10 protein-coding genes and 1 pseudogene are annotated in these 15,431 nt (G+C 59.7%); 9 read left to right on the top strand and 2 right to left on the bottom strand.

The genetic code is table 11. The features are described 5' to 3' along the window. Window positions 1-75: 75 nt before the first annotated feature. Window positions 76-1,554 carry an aldehyde dehydrogenase family protein gene (locus tag AWB65_RS11195; protein ID WP_087667227.1) on the bottom strand — a complete coding sequence of 493 codons (1,479 nt, stop codon included), beginning with the start codon at window positions 1,552-1,554 and terminating at the stop codon, window positions 76-78. A gap of 241 nt (window positions 1,555-1,795) precedes the next feature. Between AWB65_RS11195 and AWB65_RS11200 the strand changes: the two genes are divergently transcribed. The 9 genes and pseudogenes from AWB65_RS11200 to AWB65_RS36910 form a co-directional block, all read left to right on the top strand. Further along, on the top strand, window positions 1,796-2,677 hold the full coding sequence (locus AWB65_RS11200; protein WP_087667228.1) for a GNAT family N-acetyltransferase: 882 nt from the start codon (window positions 1,796-1,798) through the stop codon (window positions 2,675-2,677). Window positions 2,678-2,681: 4 nt separating this feature from the next. After that, window positions 2,682-3,608 (top strand): 2-hydroxyacid dehydrogenase, encoded by a 927-nt coding sequence (locus AWB65_RS11205; RefSeq protein ID WP_087667229.1) that lies wholly within the window; start codon window positions 2,682-2,684, stop codon window positions 3,606-3,608. Between the two features lie 150 nt (window positions 3,609-3,758). Continuing rightward, window positions 3,759-5,165: an aspartate aminotransferase family protein gene (locus tag AWB65_RS11210; protein WP_087667230.1), complete on the top strand. Its 1,407-nt coding sequence runs from the start codon at window positions 3,759-3,761 to the stop codon at window positions 5,163-5,165. A 59-nt stretch (window positions 5,166-5,224) separates the two neighbouring features. Beyond that, the gene (locus AWB65_RS11215) at window positions 5,225-5,722 is read left to right on the top strand and encodes an Lrp/AsnC family transcriptional regulator (RefSeq protein WP_087656943.1); all 498 of its coding nucleotides are present in this window, start codon (window positions 5,225-5,227) and stop codon (window positions 5,720-5,722) included. A gap of 201 nt (window positions 5,723-5,923) precedes the next feature. Continuing rightward, the gene (locus AWB65_RS11220) at window positions 5,924-7,264 is read left to right on the top strand and encodes an MFS transporter (protein ID WP_087667231.1); all 1,341 of its coding nucleotides are present in this window, start codon (window positions 5,924-5,926) and stop codon (window positions 7,262-7,264) included. A gap of 1,224 nt (window positions 7,265-8,488) precedes the next feature. Beyond that, window positions 8,489-9,550 carry a multiple monosaccharide ABC transporter substrate-binding protein gene (chvE, locus tag AWB65_RS11225; protein ID WP_087667232.1) on the top strand — a complete coding sequence of 354 codons (1,062 nt, stop codon included), beginning with the start codon at window positions 8,489-8,491 and terminating at the stop codon, window positions 9,548-9,550. A gap of 113 nt (window positions 9,551-9,663) precedes the next feature. Next, the gene (gene mmsA, locus AWB65_RS11230; protein ID WP_087667285.1) at window positions 9,664-11,175 is read left to right on the top strand and encodes a multiple monosaccharide ABC transporter ATP-binding protein; all 1,512 of its coding nucleotides are present in this window, start codon (window positions 9,664-9,666) and stop codon (window positions 11,173-11,175) included. A gap of 28 nt (window positions 11,176-11,203) precedes the next feature. Continuing rightward, on the top strand, window positions 11,204-12,358 hold the full coding sequence (gene mmsB, locus AWB65_RS11235) for a multiple monosaccharide ABC transporter permease (RefSeq protein WP_087667233.1): 1,155 nt from the start codon (window positions 11,204-11,206) through the stop codon (window positions 12,356-12,358). Window positions 12,359-12,543: 185 nt separating this feature from the next. Then, a pseudogene (locus AWB65_RS36910) lies at window positions 12,544-12,757 on the top strand (transposase); the annotation flags it as partial. Window positions 12,758-12,989: 232 nt separating this feature from the next. Here the strand turns inward: AWB65_RS36910 and AWB65_RS11240 are convergent. After that, window positions 12,990-14,870, bottom strand: a complete 1,881-nt coding sequence (locus AWB65_RS11240) for an ATP-dependent nuclease (RefSeq protein WP_087667234.1) — start codon at window positions 14,868-14,870, stop codon at window positions 12,990-12,992. Between the last annotated feature and the right edge of the window lie 561 nt (window positions 14,871-15,431).

Here is a 15,431-nt window from a genome sequence, read left to right on the forward strand (position 1 = left end):
CAAAAACACAAACTGTGCGTTTTGAGGGGCCTCCACAGCAGAGTCTGCGGTGGCCCTTCAACGGCGCGCCGGGGCTTACGGACGCAGGTCGATCAGCACGCTCTTGAAGCGCAGATTCGCCTCGTAAGCCTGCCGTCCGAGGTCCTTGCCGATGCCCGAACGCTTGTAGCCGCCTGTCGGGATCATGAAATCGCTGGTTCTCCCGTAGCGGTTTACCCATACGTTGCCTGCCTCGATGCCGCGCACGAGACGCAGTGCCCGGCCGAGGTCGGCTGTATGCACGCCAGCCGCGAGGCCGTATTCGGGATGCTGCGCGAGTTCGAGCGCTTCTTCTTCGGTGTCGAAGGTTTGGAGCGTGAGAACCGGGCCGAACACTTCCTCGCGCACGGCTTCGGAGTGTTGCGTCACGTTCGAAAGAATCGTCGGGGTGTAGAAGGCGCCCGGCGTGCCGCCGTCGGCGCGCTCGCCGCCGAAGCGCAACTGCGCTCCGCTCGCGACCGTGCGCCCGACGATCGCTTCGATGCGCGCCGCCTGCGGCTCCGAGATGATCGGCGGCAGCGTCGTGCCGCTCGCCCAGGTGGCGCCGGGTTTGAGTTCGGCGAACACGCGCTGGATGCGCAGCGCCAGATCGTCCGCGATCGAGCGCTCGACGAGCAGCCGCGAGCCTGCGTTACACACCTGCCCCGCGTTGCCCGCAATCGCCCCGGCGATGCGGCGCGCGACGTCGTCCAGACGCGGGGCATCGGCGAAAACGAGTTGCGGGCTCTTGCCGCCCAGTTCGAGCGTGACAGGCTTCGTGCCGGTCTCGGCGCACGCGGCCATGATCGCGGCGCCCGTGCGCGTCGAGCCGGTGAAGGTCACCTTGCCGATGCGCGGGTGACGCACGAGCGCGTCGCCGGTCGTGCGGCCGTCGCCCTGCACCACATTGAAGATGCCCCTCGGCACGCCCGCCTCGATCGCGAGTTCCGCGAGCCGCAGGACTGAGAACGGCGTCATTTCCGACGGTTTCAGCACGACCGCGTTGCCCGCCGCGAGCGCCGGCGCGATCTTCCACGACGCCATCACCAGCGGAAAATTCCACGGAGCGATCGCGCCGATCACGCCGTACGGCTCGGCAATCGTCAGGCCGAGGTGATCGTGATCGGTCGACATCACTTCGCCGCCGAGCTTGTCGGCGAATTCCGCGTAGAAGCGGATGCCTTCTGCCGTGTACGGCACGTCCCAGGCGGCGGCATCGCGCACCGGGCGGGTCGAGCCGATCGCTTCCAGCGGCGCGAGCGTCTCGACATCCGCGGCGACGAGGTCCGCGAAACGGCGCAGGATGCGCGCCCTTTCACGCGGCGCCATGCGCGCCCAGCCGCTCGTGCGAAACGCCGTCCACGCGTTTTCCACCGCGCGATCGATCATCGCGGCATCGGCGACGGGCACCGACGCATACACCACGCCGTCCGACGGCCGCGCCACGTCGATGCGCACCGCGCCCTCGTCGACATATTCGCCGCCGATGAAATGTCCACCGCGTACGACGATCTTTGCCGGATCGAAACTGTCCATTGCCTGGGTCCTTTTGCAGCGTGCTTGGGTGACTGAAATCGTAGGCCTTCACGTGCCGCATAACTCACCGACAAAAAGGCCGATTCAGCACATCGCGCGCGTTCTCGACGCGCCGACTGCGCGTTTTGCATCGATCTGCGGCCAGCACGGCAAACGCGGAGGCGATAGAAAGATCGTCCTAGTCAACGCTGCAGTGCAATGCGAGAGTAAGGGCGTGAGTCTCTAGCCAAAGGAGGGCGGCGTGTCCGACCCAAACAACGATCAAGCCAGCAAGCAAGCGCTTTCATACAGGCCGTTCACGACCGGCGACATCGGCGCCGCGCACGCGCTCACGACCGGGCTCAACTGGCCGCATCGCGCGGACGACTGGCGTTTCGTCGCCGACGCGGGCACGGGCTTCGTCGCCGAGGATGCGAGCGGCGTGATCGGCACGGCGCTCTGCTGGAAGTACGGCCGCGACACGGCCTCGCTCGGCATGGTGATCGTCGCGCCGGAGCAGCAGGGGCGCGGCATCGGACGCAAGCTGATGGAGCTGCTGCTGGAAGAACTCGGCGATCGCACGACGCTCCTGCACGCAACACCCGCCGGCAAGCCTCTATATGAAAAGCTCGGTTTTCGCGAAATCGGAACGCTGCACCAGCATCAGGGCGCCGCGTTCCATCCGCCGCTCGTTTCGCTGCCGCCCGGCGAGCGCCTGCGCCCGCTCGGCTCGAACGATACGCCGCGCCTGATCGAAATGGCCTCGCGAGCGAGCGGGCTGGACCGGAGCGCGCTTCTGCCTTCTCTGCTCGACGTCGCGGGCGGCATCGCGCTCGATCGCGATGGCGAGCTGCTCGGCTTCGCGCTCTATCGGCGCTTCGGCCGCGGTTATGCGATCGGCCCGGTCGTCGCGCCGGATTCCGACGATTCGAGCCGCGCGAAGGCGCTCATCAGCCATTGGCTCGCGTTGAACGCGGGCGTGTTCGTGCGCATCGATACCCCCGGCGACAGCGGCCTCTCGGACTGGCTCGAAGGGCTGGGTCTCGCGCGCGTCGATACCGTCGTGAAGATGGCACGCAACGGCACGCTCGCGGTGGACGGCGAAGTGCGGCAATTTGGCATCATCAACCAGGCGGTCTGCTAACACGATGACGTTCCTCTATAAAGCCGATCCCGCTCGCGGCGAACAATGGGCCCGCCTCTTCGCGCAAAAGGCGCCGGACCTCGAATTCCGCGTGTGGCCCGACGTCGGCGATCCGGCGGCGATCCGCTATCTCGCCGCCTGGCAGCCGCCCGAAGACCCCGCGCGCACGCTGCCGAACCTCGAAGTCGTGTTTTCGGTGGGCGCGGGTATCGACCAGTTCGATTTGTCGGGCGTGCCTGCGCACGTGCCGGTTGTGCGCATGATCGAGCCGGGCATCGTCGAGGGGATGGTGGAATACGTGACGCAGGCGGTGCTCACGATTCATCGCGATCTGTTTGACTACGGCTTGCAGCAACAAGAGCGCCAGTGGCGCGAGATGCCGGTGCGCGCGGCAGCGTCGCGGCGGGTCGGCGTGCTTGGGCTTGGCGTGCTTGGCACGGCCGTGCTGGAACGCCTGCGGCTCTTCGGCTTTCCGTGCGCGGGATGGAGCCGCTCGCCGCGCACGCTCGATGGCATCGAGTGTTATGCGGGCACCGAATCGCTCGATGCGTTTCTCGCGCGCACCGATGTCCTGATCTGCCTTCTCCCGCTGACCGATGCGACGCGCGGCCTGTTGAACGCAAAGCTCTTTGCGGCGCTGCCGGAGGGTGCTTCGATCGTGAACGTCGGTCGCGGACCGCAGCTGAATCAGGACGATCTGCTCGCGGCGCTTGCAAGCGGCCAGCTTCAAAACGCGATTCTCGATGTCACCGATCCCGAGCCTCTGCCCGCTTCGCATCCGCTCTGGACGCACGCGCGCGTGCGCATCACGCCGCACATCGCGAGCGCGACGCGGCCGGACACCGCCGTCGATGTCGTGCTTGACAATATTCGCCGGCATCGCGCGGGGCAGCCGATGATCGGTCAGATCGACCGGAGCCGCGGTTACTGACTGGATTCAAGCGCGCACAGCACAAAATGCTGCGAGCGCATCGTAAAACGCGGCATCCACGCTTTTTCGGCATTTTTTTGGCGGTACGGCGAGGGGCGCTCTCTCAGTAGTATGGAACGGTCAATAGCCCATCCCGAGACGAGAACCGACATGCCGAATCCTTCGCTCATCGAAGCCGACCGCAAGCACCTGATCCACCCGGTAGTCAGCTATCGCGCACACGAAGCGCGCGGCGTTACCGTCCTCGAATCCGCGCACGGCGTGTTCCTGCGCGACATCGACGGCAACGAACTGCTCGACGCGTTCTCCGGCCTCTGGTGCGTGAACACGGGCTACGGACACGAGAGCATCGTCAAGGCCGCGACCGAGCAGATGACGCGCCTGCCCTACGCCACCGGCTATTTCCACTTCGGCTCCGAGCCCGCGATCGAACTGGCGGCGAAGCTCGTCGAACTGTCGCCCGCTTCGCTGCAGCACGTGTACTTCACGCTCGGCGGGTCCGATGCCGTCGATTCCGCGCTGCGCTTCATCACGCACTATTTCAACGCGACGGGCCGCCCGTCGAAGAAGCACATCATCGCGCTCGAGCGCGGCTATCACGGATCGTCGTCTGTCGGCGCGGGGTTGACCGCCCTGCCCGCGTTTCATCGCAACTTCGACTTGCCGCTTTCGACGCAGCATCACATTGCATCGCCCTACGCGTACCGCAACACGTTCGCCGACGACAACGCGCTGATCGCCGCATCGGTCGCCGCGCTCGAAGCTAAGGTCGCGGCGCTCGGCGCGGAAAACGTCGCCGCGTTCTTCTGCGAGCCGATCCAGGGCTCGGGCGGCGTGATCGTGCCGCCGAAGGGCTGGCTGAAAGCGATGCGCGACGCGTGCCGCAAGCTCGACATCCTCTTCGTCGCCGATGAAGTCATCACCGGCTTCGGGCGCACCGGCCCGCTCTTCGCGTGCGAAGGCGAAGGCGTCGAGCCGGATCTGATGACGGTCGCCAAGGGCCTGACCGCCGGCTACGCGCCGATGGGCGCGGTGCTGATGTCCGACGCGATTTACCAGGGCATTGCCGACGGCGGCGATGCCGCGGCTGCGATCGGCCACGGGCACACGTATTCCGCGCATCCGGTGAGCGCGGCGATCGGCCTCGAAGTGATGCGGCTTTATCACGAAGGCGGGCTGCTCGCGAACGGCATCGCACGTGGGCCGCGCTTCGCGCAAGGGCTTGATGCGCTGCTCGCGCATCCGCTGGTGGGCGATTCGCGGCATCGCGGGCTGCTCGGCGCGCTCGAACTCGTGTCGGACAAGGAGAGCAAAAAGGGCTTCGATGCGTCGCTGAAACTGTCCGAGCGGATAGCTGCGGCCGCGTATGAAAACCGCCTCGTGTTCCGAGCCTTCAACGACAACATCCTCGGCTTCGCGCCCGCGCTCTGCTACACGGAAAGCGAGTTCGACATGATGTTCGAGCGCCTCGAAAAGACCCTCGACGACGTGCTCGCCCAGCCCGACGTGCGTGCCGCGCTCGGCGCGCAGGGCAAGACGGCACGCGCGGCGGCGTAACAAAACCCGCGTGATAAGATCGACGGACATTTTCGAGATGCCCGAACGACACCACCAAGATGAGCAACGACTGCAAGCTTGACCGTATCGATCTGCGGATCCTTTCGCAATTGCAAAAGAAAGGCCGCATCACAAACGTCGAGCTTGCCGACGCGGTCGGGCTGTCGCCGAGCCCTTGTTTGATTCGTGTGAAGCGGCTGGAGAAGGCGGGCTATATCGTCGGATATGGCGCGCAGATTTCGCTGGAGAAACTCGGCGACGTACAGATCGTCTTCACCGAAGTGACGCTCGCCGATCATCGTCGCGAGGACTTTATCAAGTTCGTCAACGCGATCAAGGATATCGACGAGATCGTCGAGTGCCATCTCGCGAGCGGCGGGTATGACTACCTGCTCAAGTTCGTAACGCGCAGCGTGAGCCACTATCAGAGCATTATCGAAGGACTGCTCGAGCGCGATATCGGCATCGAGAAATACTTCAGCTATGTGATCATCAAGTCGCCGTTTGTTAAAAGCCACTATCCGCTTGAGACGCTGTTTTCGGGTGGGCATCAATAAGTGGTTTTAGGCGGCTACGTGTGATTACAACAACCACACGGCGCATTACAAACGCGTAATCACGCACAATTTGGGATGCCTGCCGATCTTCGCCGCCGGAATGTGTACGGGCGATCGAAAACACTACTTCAGAAGTCACCGCGTAAAGAGTAGTCTCGATCTACATCAACGACCAGCCGACTCGATTCGGAGGAGACATAGATGGAGATCGAAACTCGCACCATGAGGCACGTGATGGTCCGGCTCGTGCCGTTCCTCATCCTTTGCTATTTCATTGCTTATCTTGATCGGGTCAACGTCGGGTTTGCGGCGTTGCAGATGAACAAGGCGTTAGGGTTTTCGGCAAGTACGTTCGGGTTCGGCGCCGGTATCTTTTTCATCGCTTACTTCTTCTTTGAGGTGCCTTCGAACCTGCTGCTGGAGCGGTTCGGCGCGCGACGCTGGATCGCGCGGATCATGTTCACATGGGGCATTCTTGCGGCCGCGATGGCCTATATTCCGCAGATCTCTCAGTACACGGGGATGTCGGCCGCGCATGTGTTTTATACGCTGCGGATTTTGCTGGGGATCGCTGAGGCTGGGTTCTTTCCAGGGATCATTTTTCTGCTGACGCTCTGGTTTCCTGCGGCTTACCGGGGGCGTGTCGTCGGGTACTTCATGGCTGCGATTCCGCTTTCCACAGTGATCGGTGGGCCGATTTCCGGAGCGCTTTTGTCGCTCGATGGGCTGAAAGGGATGGCTGGGTGGCAGTGGCTTTATCTCATCGAAGCGTTGCCCGCGCTGGTGCTGGCGTTCGTGGTGTTTTTCTATTTGACCGATAAGCCTGCGGATGCGCATTGGCTGCCTAAAGATGAGCGGGACTGGTTAGTGAATCGGCAAGCGCATGAGAGGCAGCATCGGGAAGCGGTGCATTCGTTTAGTGTTAAAGAAGCGATCTTCAATCCCAAGGTGCTCGCGATTGCCTTGATCTACTTTGGCGCTAATGCGACGAATTATGGGTTGAGTTTCTTCTTGCCGCAGATTGTTAAGGCCTTTGGACTTACGAACTTGCAAACAGGGTTCGTTACTTCGCTTCCTTATGTCGTCGGTGTCATCAGTATGGTGCTTTGGGGGAGGCACTCGGATCGGACGCTTGAGCGGAAGTGGCATGTGGCGCTGGCACTGATGGTTGCTGCCGGAGGGATTGCGGCTTCGGCTGGGCTCGATAATCCTGTGCTTAAGATGATTGCTTTGTCGGTTGCCGGGTTCGGGATCTTTGGTTGCTTGCCGATTATCTGGACTCTGCCGGCTTCGTTTCTTTCGGGAGCTGCTGCGGCGGGAGGGATTGCTGCTATTAATTCCTTAGGGAATCTGGCGGGGTTCTTTGGGCCCTATGCTATGGGGTGGATCAAGGATAGCACCGGGGGGTTTGGGGCCGGGCTGCTTTGTCTGGCTGGGGCGGGGCTGGTTGGCGTTGGCGCCGTTTTGCTGTTGCCGCATGATCCGGCGTTGGAGGCTTCGGCTCGGCCGGAGGAAGGGGAAGCGGCGGTGGCGGGGTCGTAGGGGAATGACCCGGCCTTGCGGCCGGGTCATTCGTTTCTTGATGTGCCGTTGGTGTCCGCGCGGGGGGTGTACGTCCGCGAGTCGATGCTTTATGAGCAGTCGGGACGCGTATTCTTCCGAGGAAATCGAACATAACGAATGGCCTCGACTTCGTCAACGTTGACCAGTCTCAGACACGGCCGCGACACTGCTATTGCAAAGGAAGAATCGACCTCGCGATCAATAGTCTAGTCATAACGAGGAGGAAAACAAAAATAACGCAACCACTAGCCGGACTCACAGACGCTCCGCGAACGTTAGCCTGAAAAGCATGGCGTTGATATCGTGGTGGCAGTTGAACGAGATGTACTCCAAGCTGCCCGCCGGAGACCGACGCTCTAATGACAGGAAACGCCGTCAAGCAACACTTCGCCATCGCGAATTGAATGGCCGGTCCCCGAGTGAAACCGACTCGTGAATGTCCGAGCGACAGTATGGGCGAATGACGCTTCCTGGCCGAGAGCCCCAATGGAATGAAGCTTCTACCGAGCCGACGTTATGATCCGCGACGTCGCCTTTCTGGTGAGTGGTTTGAACGCGAACTGACGGCCATCAAGGGACGTTAGTGCCTTACATGGACGGGGCGTTCGGGCGGCGGCTACGCGATTGGGACCGGACATTTGTCGATGGGGCGGCAGGACGCCGGCTTCCCCCAGCACGGATAGCTATATAAGTCCGGCCAAACACAATCCCACCGTCTAGCCCTGCAATCAGCTAGCCGATTTCGTTGCAGCGGGTGTAGAGGGCAGTGCAACGGGCGATACCAAAAATGATATCAATGCTAGGGGATTTTTATATTGGACGCATGCTGACGCCGGACGTAGACTTGCTTCCAATCCGCCTGAGGGCAAAAATCAAAACGAGCGAAACCGGAGCGGGAGACACGAATTACATCAATGGGCGCCGGGTCAGCGGCGTCACAAGGGGTATTGCAACAATCCCCCGACGGGCGTGAAGTGGTCGCCTGCTATACGCACGGTGACCGGGCGCAGGCCTACAAGACGGGTGCAAGCTTGAGTGCGCGCGAGCCGGGGCTTGATGAAGAGGGTTCCGTTCCATCACCGAGACCACCTGAATGCGGGCATGACACGGACAAGTAAAGATCAATTCGCGGTGTTTTAACAATACGCTCGCCTGGACCGCGGCCAGAGCGGCACTCATTCATACGCCGAAGGAGACTTACCGATGAAACGTCTGTTCTTGAAAACCCTAATTGCGGTCATGGCGCTGCCAATGATCGGTATCGCACATGCCGACAACAAGGGGTTAGTTGCTGTGTCCATGCCGACCAAGTCGTCGGCGCGCTGGATTGCCGATGGCAATAACATGGTCAAGTATCTGCAGGCGGATGGTTACTCCACCGATCTCCAGTATGGCGACGATGACATTCCGAATCAGCTCGCGCAAATCGAGAACATGGTCACCAAGAAACCGAAGGTGCTGGTGATAGCAGCAATCGATGGGACGACGCTGACCGATGTGCTCAAAAAGGCGCACGATGCGGGCATCAAGGTCATTGCATACGATCGCCTGATCAAGGGCACGGCCGATGTCGATTACTATGCGACGTTTGATAACTACAAGGTCGGCGTGCTGCAGGCGCAGTCCATTGTCGACAAGCTCGGTCTGAAACAGGGTAAAGGCCCTTTCAATATCGAACTGTTCGGTGGTTCGCCCGACGACAACAACGCCTTCTTCTTCTATAACGGCGCGATGAGCGTGCTGGATCCGTACATCAAGAGCGGCAAGCTGGTGGTGCGCAGCAAGCAGTTTGGTATGAACAAGGTCGGTACGTTGCGCTGGGATGGCGCCGTCGCTCAGGCCCGTATGGACAATCTGCTGTCCGCTTACTACGGCAATGCCAAGCTCGACGCCGTGTTGAGCCCGTATGACGGCCTGAGCATTGGCATTCTGTCGTCGGTCAAGGGCGTGGGTTATTGCACGGCTCAGCAGCCGTGCCCGATCGTCAGCGGGCAGGACGCCGAGGTTCCTTCGGTCAAGTCCATTCTGCACAACGAGCAGTACTCGACCGTGTTCAAGGACACGCGTCAGCTCGCCAAGGTGACGGTTGCGATGATCGACGCGATGGCACAAGGCAAGCAGCCGGAGGTGAACGACACCAAAACCTACAACAACGGTGTGAAGGTTGTTCCGTCGTATCTGCTCAACCCGGTACTGGTGGATGGCTCCAACTGGAAGCCGATCCTGATTGACAGCGGCTACTACACGGAAGCGCAGGTCAAGTAAGGCAATATCGAAGTCAAGTCTGTCGCCGGAGGCGCCACGCGCGCTCCGGCTAGCGGACCCTGCACAACATCACAAATTCAGGAGACGGCGTGGCGGACGAGACCATCCTGTCCATGCGCAGCATCACCAAGACGTTTCCGGGTGTCAAAGCACTCGATAATGTCAATCTGACGGTCAAAGCCGGAGAAATCCATGCGATCGTCGGTGAGAATGGCGCGGGCAAGTCCACTCTCATGAAGGTGCTGAGCGGTGTATATCCGCACGGGTCCTACGAGGGGGAAATCCACTTCGAAGGGCAGGTGCAACGCTTCACGGACATCCGCGATAGCGAAGAGCGCGGCATCATCATCATCCATCAGGAATTGGCATTGGTGCCGATGCTCTCGATCACCGAAAACATTTTCCTTGGCAATGAACGGGCGCGATGTGGCGTGATCGATTGGCACGCGGCGCATAAGCGCACGCGCGAATTGCTGCGGCGCGTCGGTCTGAACGAGTCGCCCGATGCTACTGTAGGAAAGCTCGGCGTCGGCAAGCAGCAGCTGGTGGAAATTGCCAAGGCGCTGTCAAAGCGCGTGAAGCTGCTGATCCTCGACGAACCCACTGCGAGTCTGAACGAGACCGATAGTGCCGCGCTGCTGAAACTGCTGCTGGAACTCCAGGCACAACGTATTTGCTGCATTCTCATTTCGCACAAACTCAACGAGATTACACAGGTCGCGGATCAGATTACCGTCATCCGCGACGGAAGCACGATCGAGACGCTCGACTGCGCCGCAAGCGAGATCAGCGAGGATCGCATTATTCGCGGCATGGTCGGCCGTGACATGGAACACCGTTATCCGCAGCGCACGCCGCAGATCGGCGACGTCATCTTCGAAGTACGCGACTGGCACGTGTTCCACGAACAGTATTCGGAGCGGGAGGTCATCAAGGGCATCGACCTGAACGTGCGCAAGGGCGAAGTCGTCGGCATCGCCGGACTGATGGGATCGGGCCGCACCGAACTGGCCATGAGTATCTTCGGGCGCTCGTATGGTCGGCGGATCAGCGGACAGGTGCTGATCGACGGCCAGACAGTGGATGTATCGACCATCGGCAAGGCCATCAAGCATGGCATTGCCTATGTGACCGAGGATCGCAAGGGGTATGGCCTGATCCTCGAGCAGGAAATCCGCAAAAACGTGTCGCTCGCCAATCTCGCCGAAGTGTCCGATCACGGTGTGATCGATGAACACGCCGAGGCAAAGGTTGCGCAGCAGTATCGCGAATCGTTGCGCATCCGCAGTTCGGGCATCCAGCAACGGGTGGTCAATCTCTCGGGCGGCAATCAGCAGAAGGTCGTGCTGAGCAAGTGGCTGTTTACAAAGCCGCGTCTGCTGATTCTCGATGAACCCACGCGAGGTATCGATGTCGGGGCCAAATACGAGATCTACACCATCATCGACGAGCTGGCGCGCAGGGGCGAAGGGATTCTGATGATTTCGTCCGAAATGCCGGAGCTGCTTGGGATGTGCGACCGCATCTACGTGATGAACGAAGGTCGGCTCGTGGTCGAGCTCGATCGAAACGAAGCGAGCCAAGAACGTATCATGCGCGCCATTGTGAATGCCGGTCATGCGTGACCTATCTACATCGAATCAAGGCCATTTAATGAAACTCGGCTTTCTCAAGAACAATCTGCGCGACTACGGCCTGCTGCTGTCGTTGGTCGTTATCATGGGGTTCTTCCAGTTCCAGACCGACGGCGTGCTGATGCAGCCGTTGAACATCACCAATCTGGTTCTGCAGAACAGCTACATCATTGTGATGGCGCTGGGCATGCTGCTCGTCATCGTGGCCGGCTACATCGATCTGTCCGTCGGATCGGTCAGCGGCTTTATCGGCGGGCTAGCCGCGGTGCTGATCGTGCAGTACTCGTGGCCTGTAGTGCCGACGATCATCGTGGCGCTTCTGGTGGGAGCGTTGATCGGTGCGGCGCAGGGCTGGTTCGTGGCTTACGCGCGCATTCCGTCGTTTATCGTGACGCTGGCAGGGATGCTTATTTTCAAGGGGCTCGCACTGGCGCTGTTGCAAGGCCAATCGGTCGGGCCGTTCCCGCTGCGATTTCAGCGGATCAGCACGGGCTTTCTGCCTGATCCGTTCGGTGGCACGGACTTCCGGGTGCTGTCCCTGATCGTGGGCGTCTTCCTGGCGTTGGGCCTGGTCGCGGCGGAGGTGCGCAAGCGCCGCAAGGCACTGGCACACGATATGGACGTCGAACCGGTGGCGTTCTTCGTGGCGAAGAACGTGTTGTTCGCGGGAGCCGTTACCTATCTGGTGTGGCTGCTTTCCACGTACAAGGGCTTGCCCGACGTGTTGATCCTGATGGCCGTGCTGATCCTGATCTACCAGTTCGTGACCAATCGCACGACGATCGGTCGCCGTATCTATGCGCTGGGCGGCAACGAGAAGGCGACGCGTTTGTCGGGCGTGAACACCGCGCGTCTGTCTTTCCTGACCTTTGTGAACATGGGAGTATTGGCGGCAGTGGCGGGTCTGATTTTCGCGGCACGCCTGAACACGGCAACGCCGAAGGCTGGCCTCGGCTTCGAGCTCGATGTGATCGCGGCCTGTTTCATCGGCGGAGCATCGGCCTCCGGGGGCGTGGGCAAAGTGGTGGGCGCGGTGATCGGCGCTTTCATCATGGGCGTGATGAACAACGGCATGTCGATCATGGGCATTGGCATTGATTACCAGCAAGTGATCAAGGGGATGGTCTTGTTGGCGGCGGTGTTTCTTGATGTCTACAACCGTAACCGCGCCTGACGGGACACGACAACACGTCCTTTGTCTCTCCGAGAGCCTGTCACGATTAACTCCGGGCGTATTCGATTTCTTGTGTGTGAAACGGGCGGGTAGTAAAGCCCGATGTCGATGCGCTCGGAATGAAGCAAAACCAACTGGGTCATTGCGCTTGTTTGCTCGCGGTGTGAGCCGGTCCATTTGGTCATCACGTGCCGCAAACACATCTGTTACGTCACGTCGATCGGTACGTTGAGCGTACCGGCTTTCGAGGGCATTGACATCTCACTACAGTCGTACGTGGGATCTGATCCTTCCATCGACGCCGCGCTCATGGTTGGCATGTTGCTCGTGGGTTACTGCTTTGGAATTCGTTCGGCCGTTCGTCCTTGCGAAGAGGTTGATCTCAACCTTGCATATCGCGGCGTACCGCCAGGGCCGCTTCCCTCTTATCGAGGCGTGCGAATGGCAGATCGTGAGTGCGAAGCCGACCCTTTGCCCTGGAGTCTATGACGTCCGCAAAGGGTCGAAAGTGCTAGTCCACTGATGGAGGTGCTGGCTCTCCGAGGTTAGCTAATTGCTGCAGCAACAGTCTATCGGCCGTCCATGTTCTTGACACGACATGAACTAACGGCAGGTTTGGTCAGCGTCTCGGCTACGTTCCCTTAACCTTGCCCAGGATCTGCATGAGCATCTCTGGTACTGCGCCCTTGGCTTGAAGTGTTGCGGTACGATAGGTGAGTTGATTTTTCGCGAGCGTGATACCTGCCGCAGCCTCGATGTGATTGCAGGCCGCAATCCATTCGTTCCAGTTCGCCGACAGGAATGTTTCAAGGTTATCCTCGAAGATCGCTACCTCATTAGCGACGATCGTAGCGGGGAAGTCCTCTTCAGCCCGCCCGAAATATTTCAGCGCCACGCGATTCTCTGTCGCATGGGCTTTCCGCTCTTCGACGATCTTTTCTGGTGTCTTCCCTTTGGCCTTTGCGCGCGCTTCAAACCCGCTATCTGCATCAAACAACGCATACACTGGGATGCCAATCGACGTCAGGATCGCATGTGCGAGCGGGATGGATGTCTTACCTCCTACAGGAACAATGGAAACGCCAGCAGTTTCAAGTGAGCCGACAAAGGTCTTATCGGCGATTCCGTGAAACACCGACGACTCTGTCGTGCCTTCTACGATGAAAGCGCGATGCGCGAAGAGCGCCACGGCAAGCTGATTCGCTACGATGCCATCGATCTGACGGTCGACCGTCTCGCCGCTATGTACACCATTCAGCTTTGCTTTTACGTCAGCAACTGTAGCGAGGTGGGCCGTGACGACAGGCGTCTCGTCAGACGACCTCGTGAGCCGCCTAACCTGATTAAAATGTCGCGCCTCCAGAAAATAAGGACTGTGCGTCGCATAGGTCACTTGAATGCGCTTAGAGGTGTCCTCGGCAAGCGATCGGAGCACCTTCGCAAACGCTTGGGCTTGGATCGGGTGCTGGAAAAGCTCCGGCTCCTCAATCGCTAAACAAATGACGCCCTCCGCCGACGCTGTTCCCGACTGCGCGAGAAGTTGAAGGGCGGAGATCAGAAGCGTCCGCTGAAAGCCATGTCCCTGTCGCTCGACCGCAGTCTCGGTCTTGCCGTCAAGCACTGCAACCTCGAAGATGGTACGAGGAGCCTTGAGTTCAACCTCTGCAGGGGCGACAGTGACTGCCCGACCAGGCGAGTAAGAAGTGACGACCTCGTTGAGCTGCGTCGTTATCATCTCAAGCTGCGCCTTAAACTTCTCCTCATAGACACTCTGCTGCTTCGCGCGAGATTCCTGGACAATCTTCGCGATCTCTTCGTCTGCGGCGGCTCGATCGATTGAACGCTCAAGAATTCGGCCGATGACGCTTAACTTTCCGTCGACCGACTCCTCGCTTGCCCGAAGGTCTGCAGCGACTAAGACGAAGTCGAAAAGTCCGCTCATCTTGCCGCCACTGTTAAAGCCAAAGAAGTTGGTCTGCAAGGCTTCGGGAGCGTCGACAAGCAGGTCGGTGTGAGCAGACTCCCAAGTCATCATCGCTTGATCAACGGCTGCACCTGTATTTGCTGCTGCGAGATCTAGATCCGCGCGGATCCTTCGGAGATTCGCGTATAGATCCTTCTTCGCCGTCGCACCTCCGGCTGCTTTGATCGCGTTGAATTCTGGAAAGCCCTTCGCATTCGCCGAAAGTACCTCAGAACCGTCGGTCGCCCAACGCTTCCATGCTGTGAAAGTTTCAACTCCTGCAGGAGCGTACTTGCCAAGCGCTTCGCGATCCTTTTCGGTGAGGTCGCAAAAGGTCACTTGAACCTCGACGTTCTCGGATGTCACTCCGAAGGAGCAGTCCTTCTCGGTCAGTGAATTGGGTTTGCCGTTGAAGTACCAATCGAGCGCTCTCAGCACAGTTGACTTGCCCGCACCATTCGGCCCAATAAACGTTGTAACCGTATCAAAGGGAATCGTCACATCCTTTAACGCGCGAAAGTTTCTTACGCGAACAGATTGAATCTTCATCGCGGATCCGTGTGCTCTTTTTTAACGACAAGTTACGGACGCCGGCTACGACTATTCAGAGGAGCAGCCGATCGCCAGTTCATTCGCTAACTTTCTGCGCGCCGCTAGGTGGCACCGCGCGTTAGTCCGTTTTGGTCGCGTGGTGGAAGCCGTTGAGCGTGTCCCAGGGGTCTAGTCAACGACCGCTATATGATGATCCCATGAGCTATGCTTTCCGGACGGGAAAGGCCGACGCCCGGGAAATGTCTGGGCGACGATCGTAAGCCGTGACATCTGATCGAGATCGAAACGTCGCCAGTCAGGCAAATCACCATTGCTACTCCGCCCTCCCGTCTGATAACAGAGAATCTGCCGAACTCCTTTAGTAGAGCCATATATATGGGGCTCAGCGATGCGCAGAAGATCGCGGTAATGAAACTCTATCAACTGCTTTTGTGCGATAGCTTCCAATATCAGTCGTTCCATTTGACCCTCGGTTTGTTGTCCAGCAAGACCTGCTCGTCGGTAGCAACGAGACGGCAATACCTGCCAGAAAATTTATCGTATGATCAATGTAACCGG

The organism is Caballeronia humi (assembly GCF_001544475.1).
Lineage (GTDB): Bacteria > Pseudomonadota > Gammaproteobacteria > Burkholderiales > Burkholderiaceae > Caballeronia > Caballeronia humi.